The following is a 20,467-nucleotide window of genomic DNA, read 5'->3' on the forward strand; positions in this document are numbered from 1 at the left end:
ATATTTATAAAAAAACACCTCGTATCATCACGAAGTGTTTTAGAAATGACACACTATATATTGTGCTACTTACTTGGAGAAGTTGCAACCTTAATCTTTCCATTAATAATGTCTTGACGCGCTTGCTGCACGGCTTTCCAAGTTTTTGAATTTAAATTACCCTTGGTAAGTGATACACCATCATGTTGTAGTCCGTAAACTAAGTGCTTTCCACCAGGGAATTTACCATCATATGCTTTATTAGCAATATCTTTAACAGCAAAATTCAAACCTTTGAGAACAGAAGTTAAAGTAAAGTTTGATTTTTGACCACCTTTAGCAGTGTATTTTCCTTGAGAGGTTTGGTCAATATCCACACCGATAACCCAAACTTTATCATTAACTGCTTTTTCTGAGTTTAAATCTTTGGCTTCTTGGAAAACACCGTTGCCAGCACTACCGGCAGCTTGATATACGATATCTGCTTTTTTAGCGTACATTGATTGTGCTATGGATTTTGCTTTATCAGTTGAAGTGAAGTCACCAATATATTGATCCAAAATAGTAATATTTTTACTCAATTTCTTAGCAGTATCCTTTACACCTTGAATGTAACCGGCTTCAAATAAGTCAATTACAGAAGACTTAGCACCACCAATAAAGCCTACTGTGTTGGTTTTAGTAGTGTAGGCAGCAGCTACACCAGCAAGGTATGAAGAATCATTAGATTTGAATGTTGCACTAGCTACGTTCTTCTTACCAGTAATTACATCATCAATAATTACAAAGTTTTTCTTAGGATACTTGGCGGCAGCAGTTTTAACAGAATCAGAAAGCATGTAACCAACACCGTAAATTGTTTGGTAACCAGCATTAACAGCTTGGGTAAAGTTAGGTTCATAATCTGAGGCACTACTTGATTGGAAGTATTGGTATCCACCTTTGCCTTGAGATAAACCATGTTCTTTACCATAAGCTTGGAATCCGCTCCATGCAGCTTGGTTGAATGAGTGATCATCAACCCCATTGGAGTCAGTGATTAGTGCAATAGAATGATTTGCCTTAGAACTAGATGAGGTCTTTGCCCCTTTGCCTTGACATGCTGTTAAAACTAACCCGGTTGTAGCAATTACTAAACCAGTTCCCATAACTTTTTTTAACTTAGCGTTAATCAATGTTAACATCCTCCATAAACAAATATACGAACAATATAGAGATAATATAACAACTTTGTTTGATATATGTCAAGAGCGTAGAACAATTAAATTTGGAACGATTCATCTTTTTTATATAATCCGAATTATATAAAAATAAAAAGGGCTAAAAAGCCCTTCTTATTAAGTAGTATGTATAGAAAGATAGATAAGTTAAAAAGTAAGGAATAAAACTATTTGCTTGGGTGCTTAGGAACTGAAATCTTACCATTGATAATAGCGGTTCTAGCGGTTCTTGAAGCTTTCCAAGCCTTGCTTGAAATTTGACCCTTAGTGATTGAAACACCGTTAGTATCCAAACCATATACTAAGTTCTTACCACCAGGGAATTTACCTTCATATGCACGGTCAGCAATATCTTTAACGGCAACATTAACACCAGTAATAACAGAAGTTAAAACAAAGTTAGACTTTTTACCATCTTTTGACTTGTAGTTACCTAAGTTAGATTGGTCAGTGTCAACACCGATAACCCAAACTTTATCACTAGCTTTTTTAGTTTGGTTAATAGCTTTAGCTTCTTCAAATAATCCATCGCCTGCACCACCAGCAGCGTGCATCACAATATCTGCTTTTTTAGCATACATGGTTTGAGCAATAGATTTAGCTTTATCACTAGAATTAAAGTTACCAATGTATTGGTTCAAAATGGTAATCTTTTTGCCCAATTTTTTAGCAGTGTCATTAACACCTTTAGTAAAACCAGCATCAAACAAGTCAACAATATCACCATGTGCACCACCAATGAAGCCAACTACGTTAGTTTTAGTTTCGTATGCGGCAGTTACCCCAGCTAAATATGCGGCTTGATTTGATAAGAAGTTTGCAGAAACAACGTTCTTTTGACCCTTGATTACGTCATCGACAATGGCAAAATTCTTTTTAGGATATTTTTTAGCTACAGTAGAAACTGCATCTTTTAATTGGTAGCCAATACCGTAAATTGTATCGTAGTTTTTAGCAGCTTGTTCTAAGTTAGGAACAAATTCAGCTGCACCGCTAGTTTGGAAGTATTGGTAGCCATTTGAACCCTTAGTCAAGTTATGTTCTTTACCATAAGCAAGGAAACCATTCCATGCAGATTCATTAAATGAGTGGTCATTAACCCCATTACCATCAGTGATTAATGCAACAGTCCCTTTATTCTTTTTACCATTAGAATTAGTAGCAGTTTTGTTTGAGCATGCAGTCATTGCAAATGCTGAAAGAGTAGCAACACCAAAAATAACAACTTTTTTCAAATTCATTAAAAATCCAATCTCCTTATTTATATATTGTTCGTTTATTAAATTTGTTTACTTAGTTAGAAGGTGTAGTAGGAACTTTAACCTTACCATCAATAACATTTTGTTTAGCTTTGTTAACAGCAGCCCATGCAGAATCACTCATATTGCCTTTTACTACATAAGTACCGTTACCTTTTAAGCCATAAACAAAGTGCTTACCGCCAGGAAATTCGCCGTCATAAGCCTTGTTGGCGATGTCTTCTACAGCCTTACCAATACCTTTAATTGTACTTGTAAGAGTGAAGTTAGATTTTTTACCATCTTTATCTTTATATACACCAAGACTTGATTGATCTGAGTCAACACCGATAACCCATACTTTATCATTGGCTGCTTTTTTAGTATTGATGTCTTTAGCTTCTTGGAAAACACCTTCACCGGCAGTAGCCGCTACTTGATAAATAACATCTGCTTTATTAGCGTACATAGCTTTAGCGATAGCCTTAGCTTTATCTACACTTGAAAAGTCTCCAACATAAGCATTGATAATTTTGATTTTTTTATTTTGTTCTTTTGCTGCATCGGCAACACCTTTTGCAAAACCAGCATCAAATAAGTTAAGGATTACCCCGTGTGCACCACCAACAAAACCAACAACATTTGTTTTAGTGGTGTATGCAGCTGCATATCCTGCTAAGTATGATGCATCATTAGATTTAAATGTGGCAGAAGCAACATTTTTACGATTGATAACATTATCAATCATGATGAAGTTATTTTTAGGATGCTTTTTGGATTCGGTATTAATAGCGTCACCTAATTCATAGCCAACCCCAACAATAGTTTTATATTTAGCGTTAATAGCTTGTTCGATGTTTGGAATGTGGTCACTAGCTGAACTAGATTCAAAGTAGTTGTAACCGCCATTTCCTTTAAGTAGGTCGTGAGCTTTACCATAACGTTTAAGACCTTCCCAAGCTGATTGGTTAAATGAATGATCATCAACCCCAGTGTTGTTAGTGACTAAAGCAATACTGTGATCAGCATTTTTAGCGTTGCTGCTTGAAGATTTGTTTGAACAAGCTGCCATACTCAAGCCAACTGCTGATAGAAGGATACTTATTGATAAAACTTTTTTAATTTTCAATTGCATCTACATTCTCCCCAAATAATTTTCTTAACGTCAATCAACATTAACAGTCTTTTGATTAGCTGTCAAAGCAAGCTAAATCCACTAAAGCCTTGATATATCAGCGTTTATAAAATGTGATAAATCTTGCTAAGCTTTGAGTCTGTAAGGATTAGGCACGATATATAGATTTTTTCAAAAAATAACACAATATCTTGTGGATAAAAATGTTGAAAAGTGGAAAAGCACAATATCTGGGTAAATAATCTTAAGAGAGATACTATAAAATGTATTTACTGTAGCGATATTTCAAAGGCTCAAGCTTCGATAAGTGAATTTAGGAATAACAAAAAAGCTATCGATTTCTCGATAGCTTTAGAGACAAATTATGTATACGAATCGGATTTTTAATTACTACTTAGTAACTTTTTCAATAGTTTTTTCGTAGTCACGAATTACGTCAAAGTTAGAATCTTTTGAGTCTTTGTAACCCATGTGTGAGTAAATACTTGACATAATCTTCTTACCTTTTTCAGTCTTCATTAAGTTCTTGAAAGCCTTTTTAAGTTTTGTACGGTAAGCTTGTGACATATCAGAACGAACTGAAATGGTATCGTTCGGAATCCACTTGGTAAAGTAGATAGGAACTACATCTTTCATGACTTGAGGAGTATCTTTGGCAGCGATGTTTCTTGCGTCAGCAAAAACAAATGCGGCATCAACGTCACCGTTATATACTGCTAAAACGGATTGGTCATGACCTTGAACTTGTGTCAAAGTTGAGTCTTTAACTACGTTTAACCCTTTTTTATAAAGTTCAGCAACTGGGTATACATAGCCAGAAGTTGAAGAAGATTCTTGTACAGCAATCTTCTTACCTTTAAGGTCTTTCCAAGATTTAATCTTAGACCCCTTCTTTACAACAACCATAGCGCGATATTTATCCATCAAAGTTTTGTTCATCTTACCAGATGGTTCATCATAGCCATAACGTTCAGCTTGTAATAAAACATCAGCAATCTTACGCTTATGTGCAAGTACATATGCATCAGGTGGTAAGAAACCAACATCAACTTGATGTGAACTCATAGCTTCTACTAAGGCGTTATTACTGGTAGAAACGGTAACTTTAACAGGGATACCTAATTCCTTCTTGAGCAAACTTTCAAGTGGCTTAGCCTTAGCTTCTAAAGTGCTAGCTTGTGAGCTAGGTACAAATTGAACATTAAGTACTTTCTTAGGTGTATAACCAGTACTTGAGCTAGTTTTTGAACTATTATTACTTGAACAAGCAGTAGCTACAGTAGCTGTAAGAAGAGCCAATGCCCCAACAACAATCTTCTTAAACTTCATATTTACCTCCAACTTCACTCAAATGTTTTTTGAGCTTATGTATTAGTTTTACCAAGAAAAAAATAGTTCGTCAACAAGAAAAACGAACTATTTTTATTTTTTATTCAAATAATAGACTTTATACCTTTAAAATACGAACATTAGTGAAAAATCAATTGGATTACTAAACTTATAACACTAATCAAAGTTAATAAACTAATAACGATTATGTGTCTCTTTTTATTTAAAACAAAGATAGCAGCAAACTCACGCAGTAATGCATTAGGCAAGTAATATAAGCGGGTTGGAGCACCAACACCATTAGCACTTAAATTGGCTTTTTTTGCCAATATGGCAGCTCTAAAAATATGGTAATTATTACTAAAGAATTTGCATGTGTATGGTTTAGTTTTAGTGTCTTTTTCAATTATTTTTTTAGAAAAGGTCATGTTTTCTAAGGTTGTTGTGGATTGGTTTTCTAAAATTATTATTTCCCGGGGAATTCCTGCTTTAATTGCATATTCAGCCATTGCAGCAGCTTCTGACAATTCTTCATCAGGACCTTGTCCACCAGACATTATTATTTTTGGCCAGTTTCCGGTTTTCTTTTTAACTTTTTTAGCATAATTAATACTTGCGTTAATTCTATTTGCTAACAGAGTTGAAACTTTTGTCCCGTTAATTAACCCAGCGCCCAGTACGATTAAATAATTTTCACAATACTTTTTTGGATAAAACTGATAAAGAAAAACATTTATGATGAAACTTAACATTACAATAATTAGATAGGTTGCAATTGTAGGAGCTAGACCCAAGATAGGAGCTAAATAGGGTGGAAGATGAAGCCAGTGAGTAAATTTTTGATAAAGCCATAATCCTATCAAGGCAAATCCCATAAGCAGGGTTAACATATTGGGCAGAGTGTGGCTTTCGTATTTCCAGATAAAATAAGCGTTCCATAGTAAAAATAGCCAAGCAAATGATGATAGTAATAAGATTAATAAAATACCAACTACAAATGCTACTGACCAAAGATAGCGAATAACTGGAGGAGTTAGTTTAAAAATTAAAATACTTAACCAAAAGCCCCAAATTAAGACAACTAATGCAAAAATATTGCCAGTAATTAATCTCCGGGGTTCTTTAATCCATAAATAAAGAAAAAGAGTAGATATAATAACTAAAATAACGGAAGTAAAAACGAAGGCGGGGTTATTATTAAGCTTGTCTACTAAATGATCTACGATAGACATATATTTTTCCTCCTATATATCTTATTAAGATTAAGATAGCAGAAAATGAATAAAAGTGTATGAAAAAAGCAACTAAACAGTTGCTTTTTGTTTTAGATAATGATTCAAAATGAACGGTGACAAGATTGTAGTGACGATTATTACTAAGATTAAACTAGAATAGATATCTTCAGGGAAAAGTTTATGGGCAATACCAATTTGAGCCACAATTAATGCTACTTCCCCGCGTGAAATCATACCTGCGCCTACTATATTGGCATCAATTTTGTTAAATCCGAATAATTCGCAGGTATATTTTCCAGCCCAAAACTTAGATAATAGTGCTAAAACAGTCATTACTATAATAAAGATTAAATCTTGTGTAAAACTTGAAAAAGTCATTGAAAGTCCAATATCCGCAAAAAATACAGGAATGAATACAGAATATCCAATCGCACTAACTGCGGAACTGACTTCTTTATGTTGTGGAGTTTGTCTGATTGCTAAACCACCAAAAAAGGCTCCTACTACTGCGCTTAGACCAGTAAAATCGGCCACCCAAGCTAATCCAAGAGCTAGGATTAGTGAGGCAATGACTACGGAATAATTAACTTCGATTTGTTCAGCATATTTCATGAAATATGGAGCAATAAATTTAAAAATCATCCATACAATTACGAAATAAATTGCTTCAATTACTAAATTTAAAGCTAAGTTACTGGTTAAGCCGTTACTACCACCTTCATGTGAGAAAGAAGTAAATAAGCTTAAAACGACAACTGCCAAAATATCATCAACAACAGCTGCTCCTAAAATAGCGGTACCAGCCTTAGTATGGAGTTGATTAGCATCATGCAATACTTCAACTGAAATAGAAACACTGGTTGCTGCAAATACTATTCCGATAAACAAGGCTTCTAAAAATTTCATACCAAATAATTGACTGGCAATTGTCATGAAGATAACTGGTAAGATAACACCAATAAAAGCAACAGAAAAACTAAGTTTAAAATATTTTTTTAATAACTCTAAGTCACTCTCTAATCCAGCTAAAAACATTAAAAATATAACACCTAATTCAGAAAACAAAGTAATTGTATTATTTGTTTTAATTAATCCTAAAATTGCGGGTCCTAATAAGATACCTGACAATAATTGTCCGATGACTGCTGGTAAATTAAGCCGAGTAAACAGCTGGCCTAACAAGGTCGTAATTAATAGGATTAAAATTAATTCACCAATAAAATGCATATATTAACCTTTCTATGGTAAAGAAAAAAGCTTTCAAGGGGCTTCTTGACCCAAAGAAGCAAATCTTGAAAGCTTTTAAACTCCAACCACTAAAATCTATTTAACTAGCTAAATATTTTACGCAGTTCTGTCTTTTTTTGCAAATTAGTGGTCTTTTTATTACGCATAATTTTAGGGGTGGTTTTTGCTAAAAGAGCCAGACAAATAGTAATTAAATCGACAACTTCTTGTAAAATAGCCCCCGCCATTGCTGGAATAATACCTGTAAATGCGACAATTTCAATTAAGATAACAATACTAATTGCAGTTAAAACATCAATGTTAGCTACTTTCATAGTATGTTTTGCAATCGCTACAGCATCACTAACTTTTGATAAATCATTAACCATAATTACTGCGTCGGCACTCTCACTAGCAGCGGTTGCTCCTTTAGCTCCCATAGCAATACCGCCATCTGCAGCCATTAGACTAGGTGCGTCGTTTACCCCATCGCCAGTCATAACAACAGGTCTATTTTCAGCTTTAATACCTTTTACAGCAGCAATTTTTTCAGCTGGTAAAAGTGAAGAGCGGACGTCATCAACGCCTGCAATTGCGGCTACTTTTTGAGCAACTTTAGAATTATCACCCGTCAACATCATAATATGTTGAGCACCTTGGGTTCTTAAAGAAGAAATTGTGTCAGGAGTTTCAGGTCTGATTTGGTCTGCAAATGTAATATATCCAGCAAACTTATTATCTATAGAAATATAAATCGCAGTTGAATTGATATTTTCTAACTTTTTATCAGGAGCTACAAAGGATAACTTACCTACACAGACAACTTTACCCGCTACTTTTCCACGGACACCTTGGCCTGTAACTTCTTCTAAATCTGTTACAGAATGCAATTTTGCTTTTGGTGTAGCTTTAACTAAACTTGTAGCAATGATATGACTAGAAGCTTGTTCAACACTTGCTGCTAAAATTTGTAATTCATCTTTATCAATACCTGTTTCAGGAACAATGCGGTCGATAACTAATTGATTTCTTGTCAAAGTTCCAGTTTTATCAAAGGCAAAAGTCTTAGCACGTGAAAGCTTTTCAAGAACAGTCCCACTTTTTATTATGATGTGGTTTTTGGACATAGAACTCATGCCAGATACTAATGCTACAGGAGCAGCGATTAATAAAGGACAAGGTGAAGCGACAACCATTACTTGAGCGAAGCGAGTTGGATCGCCTGAACTAATCCAAGCTGAAATACCAATAATTAAAGAAATAATGGTAAAAGGAACAGCATAACGGTCCGCCATTTTAACAAATTTAGCAGGGGCCGCTTCAGATGACTGCACTAAAGCGACGATTGTTTGGTATTCGGAATCTTTAGCCAATTTAGTAACTTGCATTGTTATAGCAGCATCGCCATTGATTGAACCAGACATTATAGTGTCACCGACATTTTTTTCAACTGGAACTGATTCACCTGTTAAAGATGATTCATCAAAACTAGAATCACCAGTAAGGATTATACCATCAACAGGGACTTGACTACCTGGCTTTACTAAAACTTGATCGCCAATTTTTAAATCATCAACTTTAACTTCAGTAACAACTCCATCAACTAATTTACTAGCTAGGCGTGGATTGTTGGAAAGCAGACTACGCAATTCCTTATCAGCTTGACTAGTCGCATAATCTTCAAGGGATTCCCCACCTGTTAACATGACTAAAATCATCCAAGCAGCCCAAAATTCATTGACAGCAACCGTACTTATAACGGCGATAATTGCTAATATATCAACGCCCCAATGACCAGCTTTTAAGTCCATGACCATTTCTCTAAGCATAGATAGTGCCATTAATAATGCTGCAATATCAATAATAATGGCTGTAAGATGAGGCATATGAAGTGCAAAGTCTAAAATTGCACCTACAACTCCAAGAATTAGAGCAACGATTAATTTCCATTGATGTTTCATGAATAAACCCCCAATTTTGCTTGCAATCATATCTTGTTTAAAATGTAACACCAAATCATTAACATGTAAACTATAATGATTATAAATTTCAAATTATAATCATTATAAAATAAAAAGCAGTCGAGATAGACTACTTTTTGGTAATATCATATTTTTTCTCTATTTCATGGCTTATATAATTAAAGGCTTTTATCCATTCTCTTCTAGTTAAAAGTCCTTGAAAAACTCCGGAATCATTCACCACTGGAATAAAGGGATTATCAATTAGCAAGTGCAACTGAGCTTCCATGGTTGTATTAACAAAATTGATTGTTGTAAATTTTGTTTGCATAACTTCGCTAACTTTCATATTAGATAATGGATCAATTGAAATATCTGACTCGGTTAACATTTGTTCAGTAATCATAGATAAAGAAAGTAGCCCTACTACTTGTTGCTTATGGTTTAAAACAGGAATTTTTGCATATTTAACTTTAGTGAGAATTAAAAATGCATGATATAAAGGTGCATCTTCCTGAACAAAAGCTATTTTTGAAGCAGGAATTAAAAAAGCCCCAGATTTTTGCTCGACTAAATGTTGAATTGTTGGTGAGAACATAAGTAACTCCTCTATAATAATTTAAAGCGTTTTCTTACATAATAGATGAAAAACATTATAATTAATAGTACCAAGTATTGAAATTAAATATTAAAGACAATAAAAAAGGTCCGCTGGGAAGGCGGACCTTATAGGGTTTCAATCTACTTTGGAGGAGTAAGAATGAATGAAATAAAAAGTGGGAGTATAGCAAGTCTACCTGCTTGCTATGGTTTATATAATATAGATTAATTGTGAACAAATTTTGCCAAAACATTTAAGAAAAGCTAAAGAAAAGCTTTATAATCTTTAAACTCATTTGTTCGTGATAGACAAAGAAACCCCGTCTTAATAGACGGGGACATTGAGGAATATATTATATGAAATATCTATTTAGGGAAATAGATTAAAGTTGATTTTCATTACTTTGGAGGAGAATGAATGAAAAAGTTGGGGGTGTTATAGCTTGGAGGATTACTTCCTCTTGCTATGGTTTATATATTAGAGCATATTTGTGAATAAAATGTGATTTAAAATTTGAAAAAATGTAAATTATTTATATCCAAAATATGATTTTATAGTTTACTTCACAATAAAAGGTATTGCTAATTAGCAATACCTTGGGGAATATGTGTAATCTATTTTTTGGGGGATAGAATAGATTAAAGTTGATTTTCATATTTTGGAGGAGAATGAAAAAGTTGGAATATAGCAATAAGAATTATTTCCTGTTTGCTATGGTTCATATAATAGAAGCAAATTGTGAAAAAACTTTGATGAAATATATCAATAAATGTAAAGAAAATATTTTTATTTTATGATAGGGCTAAAATGTTCCATAATTGTTCTTCTTTTTTGCTGAGAAGATAGTTGTTTCTAGTTGCAATAACGACATTAAAGTTAGGGGTGTTGTCATCAAGTAGAGGCAGAGCTACTAAGTCTCGAGTATTATCAATTGCAAGTGAAGTTAAAACTGAAATTCCTAGGTTTTGGGCAACTAAAGATTTAATAATTGCAACATCAGGAGAGCGATAAATTGTTTTTAATGTAACCTTATTTTGCTCTTGCAAATAGCGAAGAGCGCGATTTTGAACGAAGTCTTCTGTTAAGTTAATGAAATTATGGCCAGCTAATTCATTGAAGTAAACACCTTTTTTCTTAGCCCAGGGGTGATCTTTAGAAACAATCACTTTAAAAGGATATTTGGCTAAAACGTTTAGTTTAACATCGGTACTTCTATGAATGTTAACTAGGCCTAACAAAGCTAGATTAATCTTACCAGCTAAGAGCATTTTTAGTAGTTCATTTGAGCCGAATTCTAGTACATTTAAATGATTTAGAATATCTTCTTTTAATAGTTTGCCTGCAAAAGGTGGGAAGAAATGATCCCCTATAATAGGTGGTAAACCAAATAAAATATCTTCTTCAGCATTCTGCTTTAGTTCAGTTTCGGCAACTGCCATCTCTTTGATAACGGCTTGAGCATGTTGTTCTAGTTGCATACCAGCTTTAGTGATAATAATTTTTTTATGGGATTGGTCCCGAATTAATAAATGGCTACCAAATTGTGCTTCTAGACGTTTAATTGCAGCAGTGATAGTTGGCTGACTCACGTTAAAGCGTTCAGCGGTTCGAGTAAAGCTTTTTTGCGTTACTAATTCATGAAAGTATTTTAAGTCTTGTAAGTTCATTTTGTACCTCATATAAATAAAATTTATGGTAAGAATAGTCTTTGACAATAAATTATCGGGGATAATAAACTCATCTTGTAAACGCGATAAATATGACTAAATTGTCAGAAAGGTGGAGTTTTATGAAAGCTATTGATATTATTCACAACCCATTTAAAAACAAAGGAACAGCTTTTACTAAAGAAGAACGTAAAAAATTAGGCCTAATTGGTACCTTGCCTAGTGATGTTCAAACTATTGAACAACAAGCCAAGAGAGTCTACGACCAATATAAGATTAGACCAGATGGTATGCAAAAGCGTAAGTTTTTAATGGAAGTATTTAATACTAACCGTACTTTATTTTACTACGTATTGAGTCACCATATCGAAGAATTACTTCCTATTGTCTATGATCCAGTAATTGCACCTGCTATTGAACAATACAGTGAAATCTTTATGTTACCACAAGAAGCAGCATTCCTTTCAATCGATGATACTGATGAAATTGAAGAAAGTTTAAAGAATGCCGCTGATGGTCGTGACATTCGTTTAATCGTTGTTACTGATGCAGAAGGTATTTTAGGTATCGGTGACTGGGGTGCTAACGGAGTTAACATTTCTGTTGGTAAGTTAATGATTTATACTGCTGCCGCAGGAATTGATCCAAGCCAAGTTTTACCTGTTTCACTTGATGTTGGTACTAATAACGAAACTTTATTAAACGATCCACTTTACTTAGGTCTTAAGCATAAGCGTGTTACTGGTGAAAAGTACTATGACATGGTTGATAAGTTCGTTAAGAGCGCACGTAAGCTTTTCCCAGAAGTATACATTCACTTTGAAGACTTCGGTCGTGACAATGCAACCAAGATTTTAGATAAGTACCGTAATGATATTCCTGTCTTCAATGATGACGTTCAAGGTACAGGAATTGTCTGCTTAGCTGGTGTTTTAGGTGCACTTGAAATTTCTGGTCAAAAGTTGACTGATCAAAAGTTCTTAACTTTCGGTGCCGGAACTGCCGGTATGGGAATTGCTAACTTACTCTTTAAGGAATTAAAACTTCAAGGCTTAAGTGATGAAGAAGCTAGAAAGCACTTCTACTTAGTTGATAAGCAAGGCTTATTATTTGAAGATACTGAAGGTTTAACTCCAGAACAAAAGCCATTTGTCAGAAAACGTAGTGAATTTGAAAACAGTGAAGAATTAACTGATCTTGAAGCTATCATTAAGGCAGTTAAGCCAAGCGTGATGATCGGTACTTCAACTACTCCAGGTGCCTTTACTGAAGGTGCAATCAAAGCAATGGCTGCTAATACTGAAAGACCAATTATTTTCCCAATTTCAAACCCAACTAAGTTGATTGAAGCTATGCCAAATGACCTACTTAAGTGGACTGATGGCCGCGCATTAATTGCTACTGGTATTCCAGTTCAAGCAACTGAATACAAGGGTGTAAATTACGAAATTGGTCAAGCTAACAACGCTTTAATTTACCCAGGTGTAGGTTTGGGTGTCTTAGCTGCTAAGGCAAAACTTGTTAGTGATGAAATGATTTCTGCTGCAGCTCATTCACTCGGTGGTTTAGTTGATACTACTAAGCCGGGCGCAGCTGTTTTACCACCAGTAAAACAAATTCATACCTTTACTCAAACAGTCGCTAAAGCTGTTTGCGAAACTGCTATTAAGCAAGGTCTAGCTGATGACAGTGTTAAGGATGCTGAAGCTGCAATTAGGGCAATTAAGTGGGAAGCTAAATACTAGAATTAAACGCCTAAAAAGATTCTCGAACTTAATTCGGGAATCTTTTTTCTTATATTCAGGTATAATAGACACTAATACATGATGAGGACGTGATATTCGTGGGGAAGTGGCTCAAAAAAGTTTTTCGAGTTTGCTTTTTGTGTCTATTTCTATTGGCAACTTTTTATGGAGCATATTATTTATATCAAAGATATGAACATTATAAAACTTATGAAACTTTATTAGCTAAAAGGCCAACTTTAAAAAAGGCTCAAGATGGCACAAGTATTAGTGCGGCTTGGTATAAGGAAAAAGAATTTGAAAAGAAGTTATCCAAACAATATCCATGGATTTACACTCTTTCATTTGATACACCCGCTTTAACATATGTAGGAAGAAATATACCTATTCCAGGATTAGTTTCTACTAAAGCTTATAATTTTTCAAAAAAGAAAATAGATGTAGCTACTAATATGACGCCACAAGGGATAACTTTTGCTGATAAATATATGTTAATTACAGCTTATGATGGTTTGCATAAACATAATTCAGTTATCTGGGTACTAAACAAACAAACAGGTAAATATATCAAAACATTACAAATAAAAGGTAAGCCACATTTAGGTGGAGTTGCATATGATCCAGTTGCTAAAAATATCTGGATAACTAGTTCACTTAATGGAGAATCTGCTTTAGCTTCTTTTTCATTAGAGGAATTGAAAAGCAATAAAGGTAAAAAGCCAATTAAGTATAACAATCAAATGAATTTACCGGGAATATCGCGGGCTTCAACAGTTACTTATTTTGATAATCAATTATTTGTTGGCTTTTTCAATATGTATGAAAAGGGAACAGTTTCGGGATATACAATTGCTAGAAGTGGCAATTTTAAAGGGTCAATTACTACTGATGAGATTAAAGCAAGTACAGGTTCTGCTGCTTGGTCAACAGCAACAGGCTCAACAAGTATGGATAAGCAAATTCAGGGGATAGCTTTCTATCAAGATAAGATATTTTTAAGTCAGTCATATGGTAGTCAAAACTCCAAGCTCTATATTTTTCCAGTATCTGCATTAAATTCACTTGATGAAAAGAATGCAGAGAGGGTAATTGAATTACCACCATATTTAGAACAAATTACTGTTGAAAATGGTCAGCTAATTTGCATATTTGAATCGGGTTCAAAAAATTATGCTCGTTCACAAATTATGATTATGGACCGAACATTATCATTAAATATTAACGCTTTGTTTTCTAGTTACTAGAATTTAATAATTATAGAAAGTAAGAAAAAATGGATAAAACTGTTAAGAAAAAAGTGCTCTTTTTAACTAAACTTGCTGGCTGGTTATGTTTTGGGCCAATAGCTATTTTCTGGGAATTATATTTATTAGGATATCAACCTAAGTTGTTTTTACTAGGGATGATGGCTATTATCTTTGCTTTTGCTTTGTCTCTTTTGCTAAGTGATATAACCGAACTTTGCTATAATAGGAGTCGAATGCGAAGATGGGTAATATTTTCAGTCTTTTTTGTATCGGTTATTGTAGCAATCCCACTTTACTTTGCAATGAAAAAACTTCCTAAAAAGTAACAGATACTAAATATTTGTAAAGAAGGCTGTAGATATTGCTATGCTTTGTAAAATTGTTGTAATATAACATACAGAATGTTAGGGGTGAACTGATGAAAAAAATAGAAGAAACAGAAAAGAAGCCATCTAAAGGTAAAGCTATAGCTAGTTTTATGTTGAAAACTATTTTTTATTTTGTAGTTTTATTAGCATTGATTTATTTATACGAATATAGCGGAATTGATTCAGTGCACTTTATTTATAATGAATTTTAGTTAGAGGATTTAGCAGTGATTACTAATATTATTAAAAGAATTGATCAAATAGCAATCAATGAGCCTGAAAGAATTGCTTATGACTACTTGGGTAAGACAAATACTTATGGTGAGCTGAAGCAACGTTCCGATGATTGGGCTCATAAAATTGATAGTTTAAAACTAGAAGAAAATGCTCCAATTATGATTTGGGGTGGTCAAACTTTTGAAATGATTGCTTGCTTTTTGGGATGTGTAAAGGCGGGACATGCTTATATTCCAATTGCTAGTTATTCTAATGCGGAACGTTTGACTATGATTCAAGAAGTTTCCCAATCACCATTAGTAATAGCAATTGATGAATTGCCAAATGTTGATTTGGGGAATTTAGCAGTTCTTAAGCCTGATGAAGTTGAAAATGGGAAGTTTTCAATTGATGAAGATAAGTTTGTTAAAGATGAGGAAAACTATTACATTATTTTCACTTCAGGTACAACAGGTAAACCTAAAGGTGTGCAAATTAGCCATAAAAACCTATTGAGTTTTGTTAATTGGGAATTAGCTGATTATAATTTGCCTGAAAATCCTAGCTTTTTAGCGCAAGCACCATATTCATTTGATTTATCAGTAATGAGCTTATATCCTGCTTTAGTAAGTGCTGGAAAATTAGTAATATTGCCACATGATGTTACAGAAAACTTAGGCCAATTATTTACTACCTTGCCTAAGATGAAATTTAATGTTTGGGTTTCAACTCCATCATTTGCTCAAATGTGTTTTTTAGATCCTACTTTTAATGGTAATCACCATGATGATTTAACACACTTCTTATTCTGTGGTGAAGAGTTGACACATAAATGTGCTGAAACTTTACGAAAGAAATTTCCTAATAGTAAGATTTTTAACACTTATGGGCCAACTGAAGCGACAGTTGCTGTAACACAAGTTGAAATTAATGATGAAATCTTAAGTAAGTATGATCGTTTACCAATTGGTAAAGTAAAAGAAGATACTGAAATTACCATTGATGAAAGTAAAGGTGAAAAGCCGGGTCAAGGTGAATTAATAATTTCAGGTCCAAGTGTTTCAAAGGGATATTTACATAATCCAGAAAAAACAGCAGCAGCTTTCTTTAATAATGACAAGAAGGCCAGTTATCGTACTGGTGATGCTGGTTTCTTTGATGGAGACATGCTCTTTTATCGAGGTAGAATTGATTTCCAAATTAAATTTAATGGTTATCGAATTGAACTTGAAGAAATTAATTTCTATCTAAGTAAGAACAATTTAGTACGTTACGGTGTTGTAGCTCCTAAATATGATAAGGAACATAAAGTAAAACAGTTAATTGCTCAAATTGAATTAAATGAAGGCGTTCAAGATAAATATTCAGAAGCTGAAATTACTAAGTTAATTCGTGAAGATTTAGCTAAGAATATAATGCCATACATGATTCCACAACGTTTTGTTTATCGTGATGATATGCCAATCTCACAAAACGGTAAAGTTGACATTAAGGCTGTGATTAAGGAGGTAAACGCTTGATAAATTTACAACCATACAGTAATCCGCAATATTTTATTTTATTGATAGGTTTACTGTTACCATTAATTATTGGTTTGTATTTTGGCCGGCGTTTTAAAGTCTATGAAGCAATTTTTTCAATTGTTTTCTTAGTATTAACTTTTGGAGGAGATAAGTGGCAACAAGGTGTAACCTTGTTAGGATATATCATTTATCAGTTTTTAGTAACTTTTGGCTTCCAAAAGTATGTTAAAAATGGTGGCAAAAAAACAGAAATATTTAGTTTATTTGTTATTTTAGCCATAATTCCGTTAACTATGGTTAAGGTTGCACCGGTGATTCCAGCTAACGAACCGATTACAATTGGTTTTTTGGGTATTTCTTATTTAACGTTTAAGACAGTTCAGGTAATTATGGAATTACGTGATGGAACAATAAAAGAAGTGGATCCAATTATGTATGCTCGCTTCTTACTATTTTTCCCAGTGATTTCATCTGGACCAATTGACCGTTATCGAAGATTTGTTAAGGATTATAATGAAGCTCCAAGTCGAGAAAAGTATTTAGATGATTTATCAGTAGCTGTTAAATATCTTTTCCAAGGCTTTTTGTATAAGTTTGTTTTAGGATGGCTATTTGGTAGTTATTGGCTACCTCAGCTTTCACAAGCAGCTATCATTAATGGAAAAATTAATGGTGGTCTACACTTATCATGGGCTCTAGTAGGATATATGTACTGCTATAGTATGTATTTATTCTTTGATTTTGCAGGTTATTCATTATTTGCAGTATCAATTTCACGTTTCATGGGTATAAGAACACCTATGAACTTTAACAAGCCGTTTAGTTCGCCTAATATTAAGGAATTTTGGAATAGATGGCACATGACTTTATCATTTTGGTTTAGAGACTTTATCTTCATGCGTTTTACTTTCTTTGCTATGAAGAAAAAGTTGTTCAAAAATCGAATTCGCCTTTCACAAGTAGCCTATTTAATTAACTTTTTAATTATGGGCTTTTGGCATGGGGTAACTTGGTATTACGTTGTTTACGGTATTTTCCATGCGTGCGCTATTATTATCAATGATTATTGGTTAAGATTTAAGCGTAAGCATAAAAAGCAATTGCCAAGTAACAAATATACTAAGGCATTAGCAATTTTTATTACATTTAATGTTATTTGTTTTAGTTTCTTGATTTTCTCAGGATTTTTAGACACCTTATGGTTCCATCCAATGCACCATTAGGAAGTAACTAGAAAGGGATAGATTTAATTATGGATACAAAAGAAGTTGTTTTAAACGTTTTAGAAGATTTAACTGGTGAAGATTTAAGTGACCAAATGGATGAAAATATCTTTGAAAATGGTTTGCTTGATTCATTAGCAACAGTTCAAATGCTTTTGAACTTACAAGAAGAAACTGGTATTCAAGTTCCAGTATCAGAATTTAACCGTGAAGAATGGGATACTCCAAACAAGATTGTGGCAAAGGTAGAAAGTTTAGAAAATGAGTAATAGAAGAAGACTGTGGCAAATCTTTGGCCCTGTCATCTGTGCGGTATTACTATTAATTGCAGTATTGCTCTTCCCTTGGGATAGAACTTATAGTGCAAATAGTATTTTTGAAGCAGCTACTTCGCAATCTGACCGTATTTTCAAAGGGCAAAGAATGAAGCAAGAAGCCTTGGCAGGTAAGTATGTTCCATTTTTTGGCTCCAGTGAATTATCACGAATGGATTCATTGCACCCTAGTGTGTTGGCGTATAAATATAATAGAAACTATACTCCATTCTTACTTGGTGGCGAGGGAAGTCAGTCTTTAGCCCATTTTTATGGAATGCAAGGCATTAAATCGCAATTAACAAATAAAAAGGCTGTTGTGATTATTTCACCACAATGGTTTACCAAAAAAGGGCAGGATAAAAATGCATTTAGCTTGTACTATTCTAATTTGCAAGCAATCAACTTTTTATTAGATGCGAAAGATTCGATAGCTACAAGATATGCTGCTCGCCGTCTTTTGCAGATGCCAAGTGGCAAGTCTAGTGAAACAGTTAAGTATGCTTTGATGACTGTCGCGTCAGGACAACCGCTATCAGAGAGTCAAAAGCTAGTACTTCAAACACGGAGAAGAATGTTAGTTAATGAGGATACATTCTTTAGTACTTTCCAATTACCTGATCGTGTAAATAAGATTAAAGCTCAGGCAAAACTTTTACCAGATAAATATACGATTAATGGTTTGACTAAGGTTTCTGATGCAGAAGGTAGCTTGCACACAACTAATAATAAATTTGCGATTGATAATACATTCTTCAAGACACGTCTTAATGAAAAAGAATTGAAGAAGTTAAAGGGAAGTCAAAAACATTTTGATTATACTAAGTCTGTTGAATATTCTGACTTTGAGTTAATGCTTAAGCAATTTGCTCATGAACATACAGATGTATTATTCATTATTCCTCCAATCAACGCAAAATGGGCAAAGTACACCCACTTATCTAATAAGATGTATCAAAAATCAGTTAAGAAAATTAAGTACCAACTTGCTAGCCAAGGGTTTAGTAATATAACTGATTTATCTAAAGATGGTGGAAAGAAATACTTTATGCAAGACACTATTCACCTAGGTTGGAATGGTTGGATTGCTGTTGATAAAGCTGTTAAGCCATTTATGCAGAAGTCATATTCTAATACAAATTATAGAATTGATAACTATTTCTTTACTAGGAATTGGCAAAATAGAACTAAAGTAGAAAGTATAAAAACTGTTAAATTAAGTAATAAGACAGTAGTACCTTCAACAGGGTCAAAAAAAAAATAGTGCGCCAGTCTCTTGATAATGTTGGATTTGAAGGATCAGTTTTAGTCATTAAAAATGGTAAAACATATTTAAATTATGCAACTGCTAATAAGACTGACACTAGTTATTTAATTAACTCTGTCCAAAAATTTATTACTGGGGCAGCTATAATGAAAGCTGTTCAAGAAGGAAAGCTAAGTCTTAATGATAGCTTAGCCAAATTTTATCCAACTGTGCCAGGTGCAAATCAAGTGACAATTTTAAACTTATTACAAATGACATCTGGTTTAACGATAGATAAGGCATTGGGAACTAAGCCTTTTATTAGTGATAAAAAAAATCTAGAATATGCAATAAAAAATACTAAATTTGATGAAAAAATGTTAGGTAAAGCTTCATATTCAACTTTAAATTATGTATTTTTGAGTAATATTCTAAGTGATGTATATCATATGTCTTATCAAAAATTAATTACTAAAAGTTTTATCAATAAACTCAAATTGAGACATACAGCCTTTTCTTGGGCAAATAATAAGACTTTAAAGAAGATTGATTTTGTTTTGGGACAGCAACAACTTAGTTCGAATGGAAAATTTGTTACCCAAAAATTAGATTTAAATGAAATACATGGTGAACTAGGAGCAGGTTCATTATTAATGGATAATAAAGATTTATCCAAATGTGTTAAATATATTTTGGCTGGAAATTATTTATCAAAATCTAGTATAAAAGCTTTATATAATTTGGATAATTCAGCTAACATTAGTTATAGTGGTGGTTTTTATATTCATAATACTTATTTTGGAAGTAATGGTGGAGATAACGGGTATTACACTTTTCTAAGGACAAGTAAAGATGCAAAAACTGTCATAATTGCACAAACAAATAAAGTTAGAGGTAACTTTTATGAATTACGTAGTGTAATGGATCAATTGATGGTTGCCCTACAAAAATAAAGGTCTAGGATTTTTCCTAGACCTTTTTTATATAAAGTAT

The 20,467-nt window shown here is 33.4% G+C and carries 18 protein-coding genes and 1 other annotated feature; of the genes, 9 read left to right on the forward strand and 9 right to left on the reverse strand.

From position 1 onward, the window contains the following. Positions 1–65: 65 nt before the first annotated feature. From FC45_RS02100 to FC45_RS02140, 9 genes are all read right to left on the reverse strand, one after another. Complete coding sequence (locus tag FC45_RS02100; protein ID WP_162257465.1) at positions 66–1,127, reverse strand: BMP family lipoprotein; 1,062 nt, start codon at positions 1,125–1,127, stop codon at positions 66–68. A 239-nt stretch (positions 1,128–1,366) separates the two neighbouring features. Beyond that, positions 1,367–2,440 (reverse strand): BMP family lipoprotein, encoded by a 1,074-nt coding sequence (locus FC45_RS02105; RefSeq protein ID WP_006588168.1) that lies wholly within the window; start codon positions 2,438–2,440, stop codon positions 1,367–1,369. A gap of 52 nt (positions 2,441–2,492) precedes the next feature. Continuing rightward, the gene (locus FC45_RS02110; protein ID WP_006586022.1) at positions 2,493–3,572 is read right to left on the reverse strand and encodes a BMP family lipoprotein; all 1,080 of its coding nucleotides are present in this window, start codon (positions 3,570–3,572) and stop codon (positions 2,493–2,495) included. A gap of 390 nt (positions 3,573–3,962) precedes the next feature. After that, positions 3,963–4,901: a phosphate/phosphite/phosphonate ABC transporter substrate-binding protein gene (locus tag FC45_RS02115; RefSeq protein ID WP_006588787.1), complete on the reverse strand. Its 939-nt coding sequence runs from the start codon at positions 4,899–4,901 to the stop codon at positions 3,963–3,965. A 140-nt stretch (positions 4,902–5,041) separates the two neighbouring features. Then, complete coding sequence (locus FC45_RS02120) at positions 5,042–6,133, reverse strand: YdcF family protein (RefSeq protein WP_006588166.1); 1,092 nt, start codon at positions 6,131–6,133, stop codon at positions 5,042–5,044. A gap of 72 nt (positions 6,134–6,205) precedes the next feature. After that, positions 6,206–7,363 carry a cation:proton antiporter gene (locus FC45_RS02125; RefSeq protein WP_006585350.1) on the reverse strand — a complete coding sequence of 386 codons (1,158 nt, stop codon included), beginning with the start codon at positions 7,361–7,363 and terminating at the stop codon, positions 6,206–6,208. A gap of 40 nt (positions 7,364–7,403) precedes the next feature. Continuing rightward, positions 7,404–7,451 (reverse strand) — a sequence feature (sodium ion sensor (DUF1646 type); this cis-regulatory element may regulate processes involved in with the transportation of sodium ions). A gap of 16 nt (positions 7,452–7,467) precedes the next feature. Continuing rightward, on the reverse strand, positions 7,468–9,324 hold the full coding sequence (locus tag FC45_RS02130; RefSeq protein WP_057706344.1) for a heavy metal translocating P-type ATPase: 1,857 nt from the start codon (positions 9,322–9,324) through the stop codon (positions 7,468–7,470). A 130-nt stretch (positions 9,325–9,454) separates the two neighbouring features. Further along, positions 9,455–9,922, reverse strand: coding sequence for a cyclic-di-AMP-binding protein CbpB (gene cbpB, locus FC45_RS02135; protein ID WP_006585349.1), 468 nt, complete (start codon positions 9,920–9,922; stop codon positions 9,455–9,457). Positions 9,923–10,716: 794 nt separating this feature from the next. Continuing rightward, a complete protein-coding gene (locus tag FC45_RS02140; RefSeq protein WP_034535668.1) occupies positions 10,717–11,592 on the reverse strand; it encodes a LysR family transcriptional regulator in 876 nt (291 codons plus the stop codon). A gap of 122 nt (positions 11,593–11,714) precedes the next feature. Between FC45_RS02140 and FC45_RS02145 the strand changes: the two genes are divergently transcribed. From FC45_RS02145 to FC45_RS02180, 9 genes are all read left to right on the forward strand, one after another. After that, the gene (locus FC45_RS02145) at positions 11,715–13,337 is read left to right on the forward strand and encodes a malolactic enzyme (RefSeq protein WP_006588161.1); all 1,623 of its coding nucleotides are present in this window, start codon (positions 11,715–11,717) and stop codon (positions 13,335–13,337) included. 98 nt (positions 13,338–13,435) lie between these two features. Continuing rightward, positions 13,436–14,581, forward strand: coding sequence for a YncE family protein (locus FC45_RS02150; protein WP_006588160.1), 1,146 nt, complete (start codon positions 13,436–13,438; stop codon positions 14,579–14,581). A gap of 29 nt (positions 14,582–14,610) precedes the next feature. Next, positions 14,611–14,910, forward strand: coding sequence for a hypothetical protein (locus tag FC45_RS02155; RefSeq protein ID WP_006585346.1), 300 nt, complete (start codon positions 14,611–14,613; stop codon positions 14,908–14,910). Positions 14,911–15,002: 92 nt separating this feature from the next. Further along, positions 15,003–15,164, forward strand: a complete 162-nt coding sequence (locus tag FC45_RS07655; RefSeq protein ID WP_006585345.1) for a teichoic acid D-Ala incorporation-associated protein DltX — start codon at positions 15,003–15,005, stop codon at positions 15,162–15,164. Positions 15,165–15,179: 15 nt separating this feature from the next. Beyond that, positions 15,180–16,688: a D-alanine--poly(phosphoribitol) ligase subunit DltA gene (dltA, locus tag FC45_RS02160; protein WP_006585344.1), complete on the forward strand. Its 1,509-nt coding sequence runs from the start codon at positions 15,180–15,182 to the stop codon at positions 16,686–16,688. Next, positions 16,685–17,914, forward strand: a complete 1,230-nt coding sequence (dltB, locus tag FC45_RS02165) for a D-alanyl-lipoteichoic acid biosynthesis protein DltB (protein ID WP_006588782.1) — start codon at positions 16,685–16,687, stop codon at positions 17,912–17,914. The genes dltA and dltB overlap by 4 nt, the downstream gene beginning before the upstream one ends. Positions 17,915–17,943: 29 nt before the next feature. After that, complete coding sequence (gene dltC / locus FC45_RS02170) at positions 17,944–18,183, forward strand: D-alanine--poly(phosphoribitol) ligase subunit DltC (protein ID WP_006588159.1); 240 nt, start codon at positions 17,944–17,946, stop codon at positions 18,181–18,183. Next, positions 18,176–19,492 (forward strand): D-alanyl-lipoteichoic acid biosynthesis protein DltD, encoded by a 1,317-nt coding sequence (dltD, locus tag FC45_RS02175; protein ID WP_057706346.1) that lies wholly within the window; start codon positions 18,176–18,178, stop codon positions 19,490–19,492. Before dltC ends, dltD begins: the two co-directional genes overlap by 8 nt. Next, on the forward strand, positions 19,492–20,427 hold the full coding sequence (locus FC45_RS02180) for a serine hydrolase domain-containing protein (protein ID WP_006585341.1): 936 nt from the start codon (positions 19,492–19,494) through the stop codon (positions 20,425–20,427). The genes dltD and FC45_RS02180 overlap by 1 nt, the downstream gene beginning before the upstream one ends. The last annotated feature ends 40 nt before the right edge of the window (positions 20,428–20,467 follow it).

It is taken from the genome of Lactobacillus jensenii DSM 20557, from assembly GCF_001436455.1.
Classification (GTDB): Bacteria; Bacillota; Bacilli; order Lactobacillales; family Lactobacillaceae; genus Lactobacillus; species Lactobacillus jensenii.

Excerpts from the sequence above, each read along its gene's own strand:
- FC45_RS02100 (WP_162257465.1), bottom strand. The coding sequence starts at position 1,127 with ATGGGAACTGGTTTAGTAATTGCTACAACCGGGTTAGTTTTAACAGCA.
- FC45_RS02105 (WP_006588168.1), bottom strand. The coding sequence starts at position 2,440 with ATGAATTTGAAAAAAGTTGTTATTTTTGGTGTTGCTACTCTTTCAGCA.
- FC45_RS02110 (WP_006586022.1), bottom strand. The coding sequence starts at position 3,572 with ATGCAATTGAAAATTAAAAAAGTTTTATCAATAAGTATCCTTCTATCA.
- FC45_RS02115 (WP_006588787.1), bottom strand. The coding sequence starts at position 4,901 with ATGAAGTTTAAGAAGATTGTTGTTGGGGCATTGGCTCTTCTTACAGCT.
- FC45_RS02120 (WP_006588166.1), bottom strand. The coding sequence starts at position 6,133 with ATGTCTATCGTAGATCATTTAGTAGACAAGCTTAATAATAACCCCGCC.
- FC45_RS02125 (WP_006585350.1), bottom strand. The coding sequence starts at position 7,363 with ATGCATTTTATTGGTGAATTAATTTTAATCCTATTAATTACGACCTTG.
- FC45_RS02130 (WP_057706344.1), bottom strand. The coding sequence starts at position 9,324 with ATGAAACATCAATGGAAATTAATCGTTGCTCTAATTCTTGGAGTTGTA.
- cbpB (WP_006585349.1), bottom strand. The coding sequence starts at position 9,922 with ATGTTCTCACCAACAATTCAACATTTAGTCGAGCAAAAATCTGGGGCT.
- FC45_RS02140 (WP_034535668.1), bottom strand. The coding sequence starts at position 11,592 with ATGAACTTACAAGACTTAAAATACTTTCATGAATTAGTAACGCAAAAA.
- FC45_RS02145 (WP_006588161.1), top strand. The coding sequence starts at position 11,715 with ATGAAAGCTATTGATATTATTCACAACCCATTTAAAAACAAAGGAACA.
- FC45_RS02155 (WP_006585346.1), top strand. The coding sequence starts at position 14,611 with ATGGATAAAACTGTTAAGAAAAAAGTGCTCTTTTTAACTAAACTTGCT.
- FC45_RS07655 (WP_006585345.1), top strand. The coding sequence starts at position 15,003 with ATGAAAAAAATAGAAGAAACAGAAAAGAAGCCATCTAAAGGTAAAGCT.
- dltC (WP_006588159.1), top strand. The coding sequence starts at position 17,944 with ATGGATACAAAAGAAGTTGTTTTAAACGTTTTAGAAGATTTAACTGGT.
- dltD (WP_057706346.1), top strand. The coding sequence starts at position 18,176 with ATGAGTAATAGAAGAAGACTGTGGCAAATCTTTGGCCCTGTCATCTGT.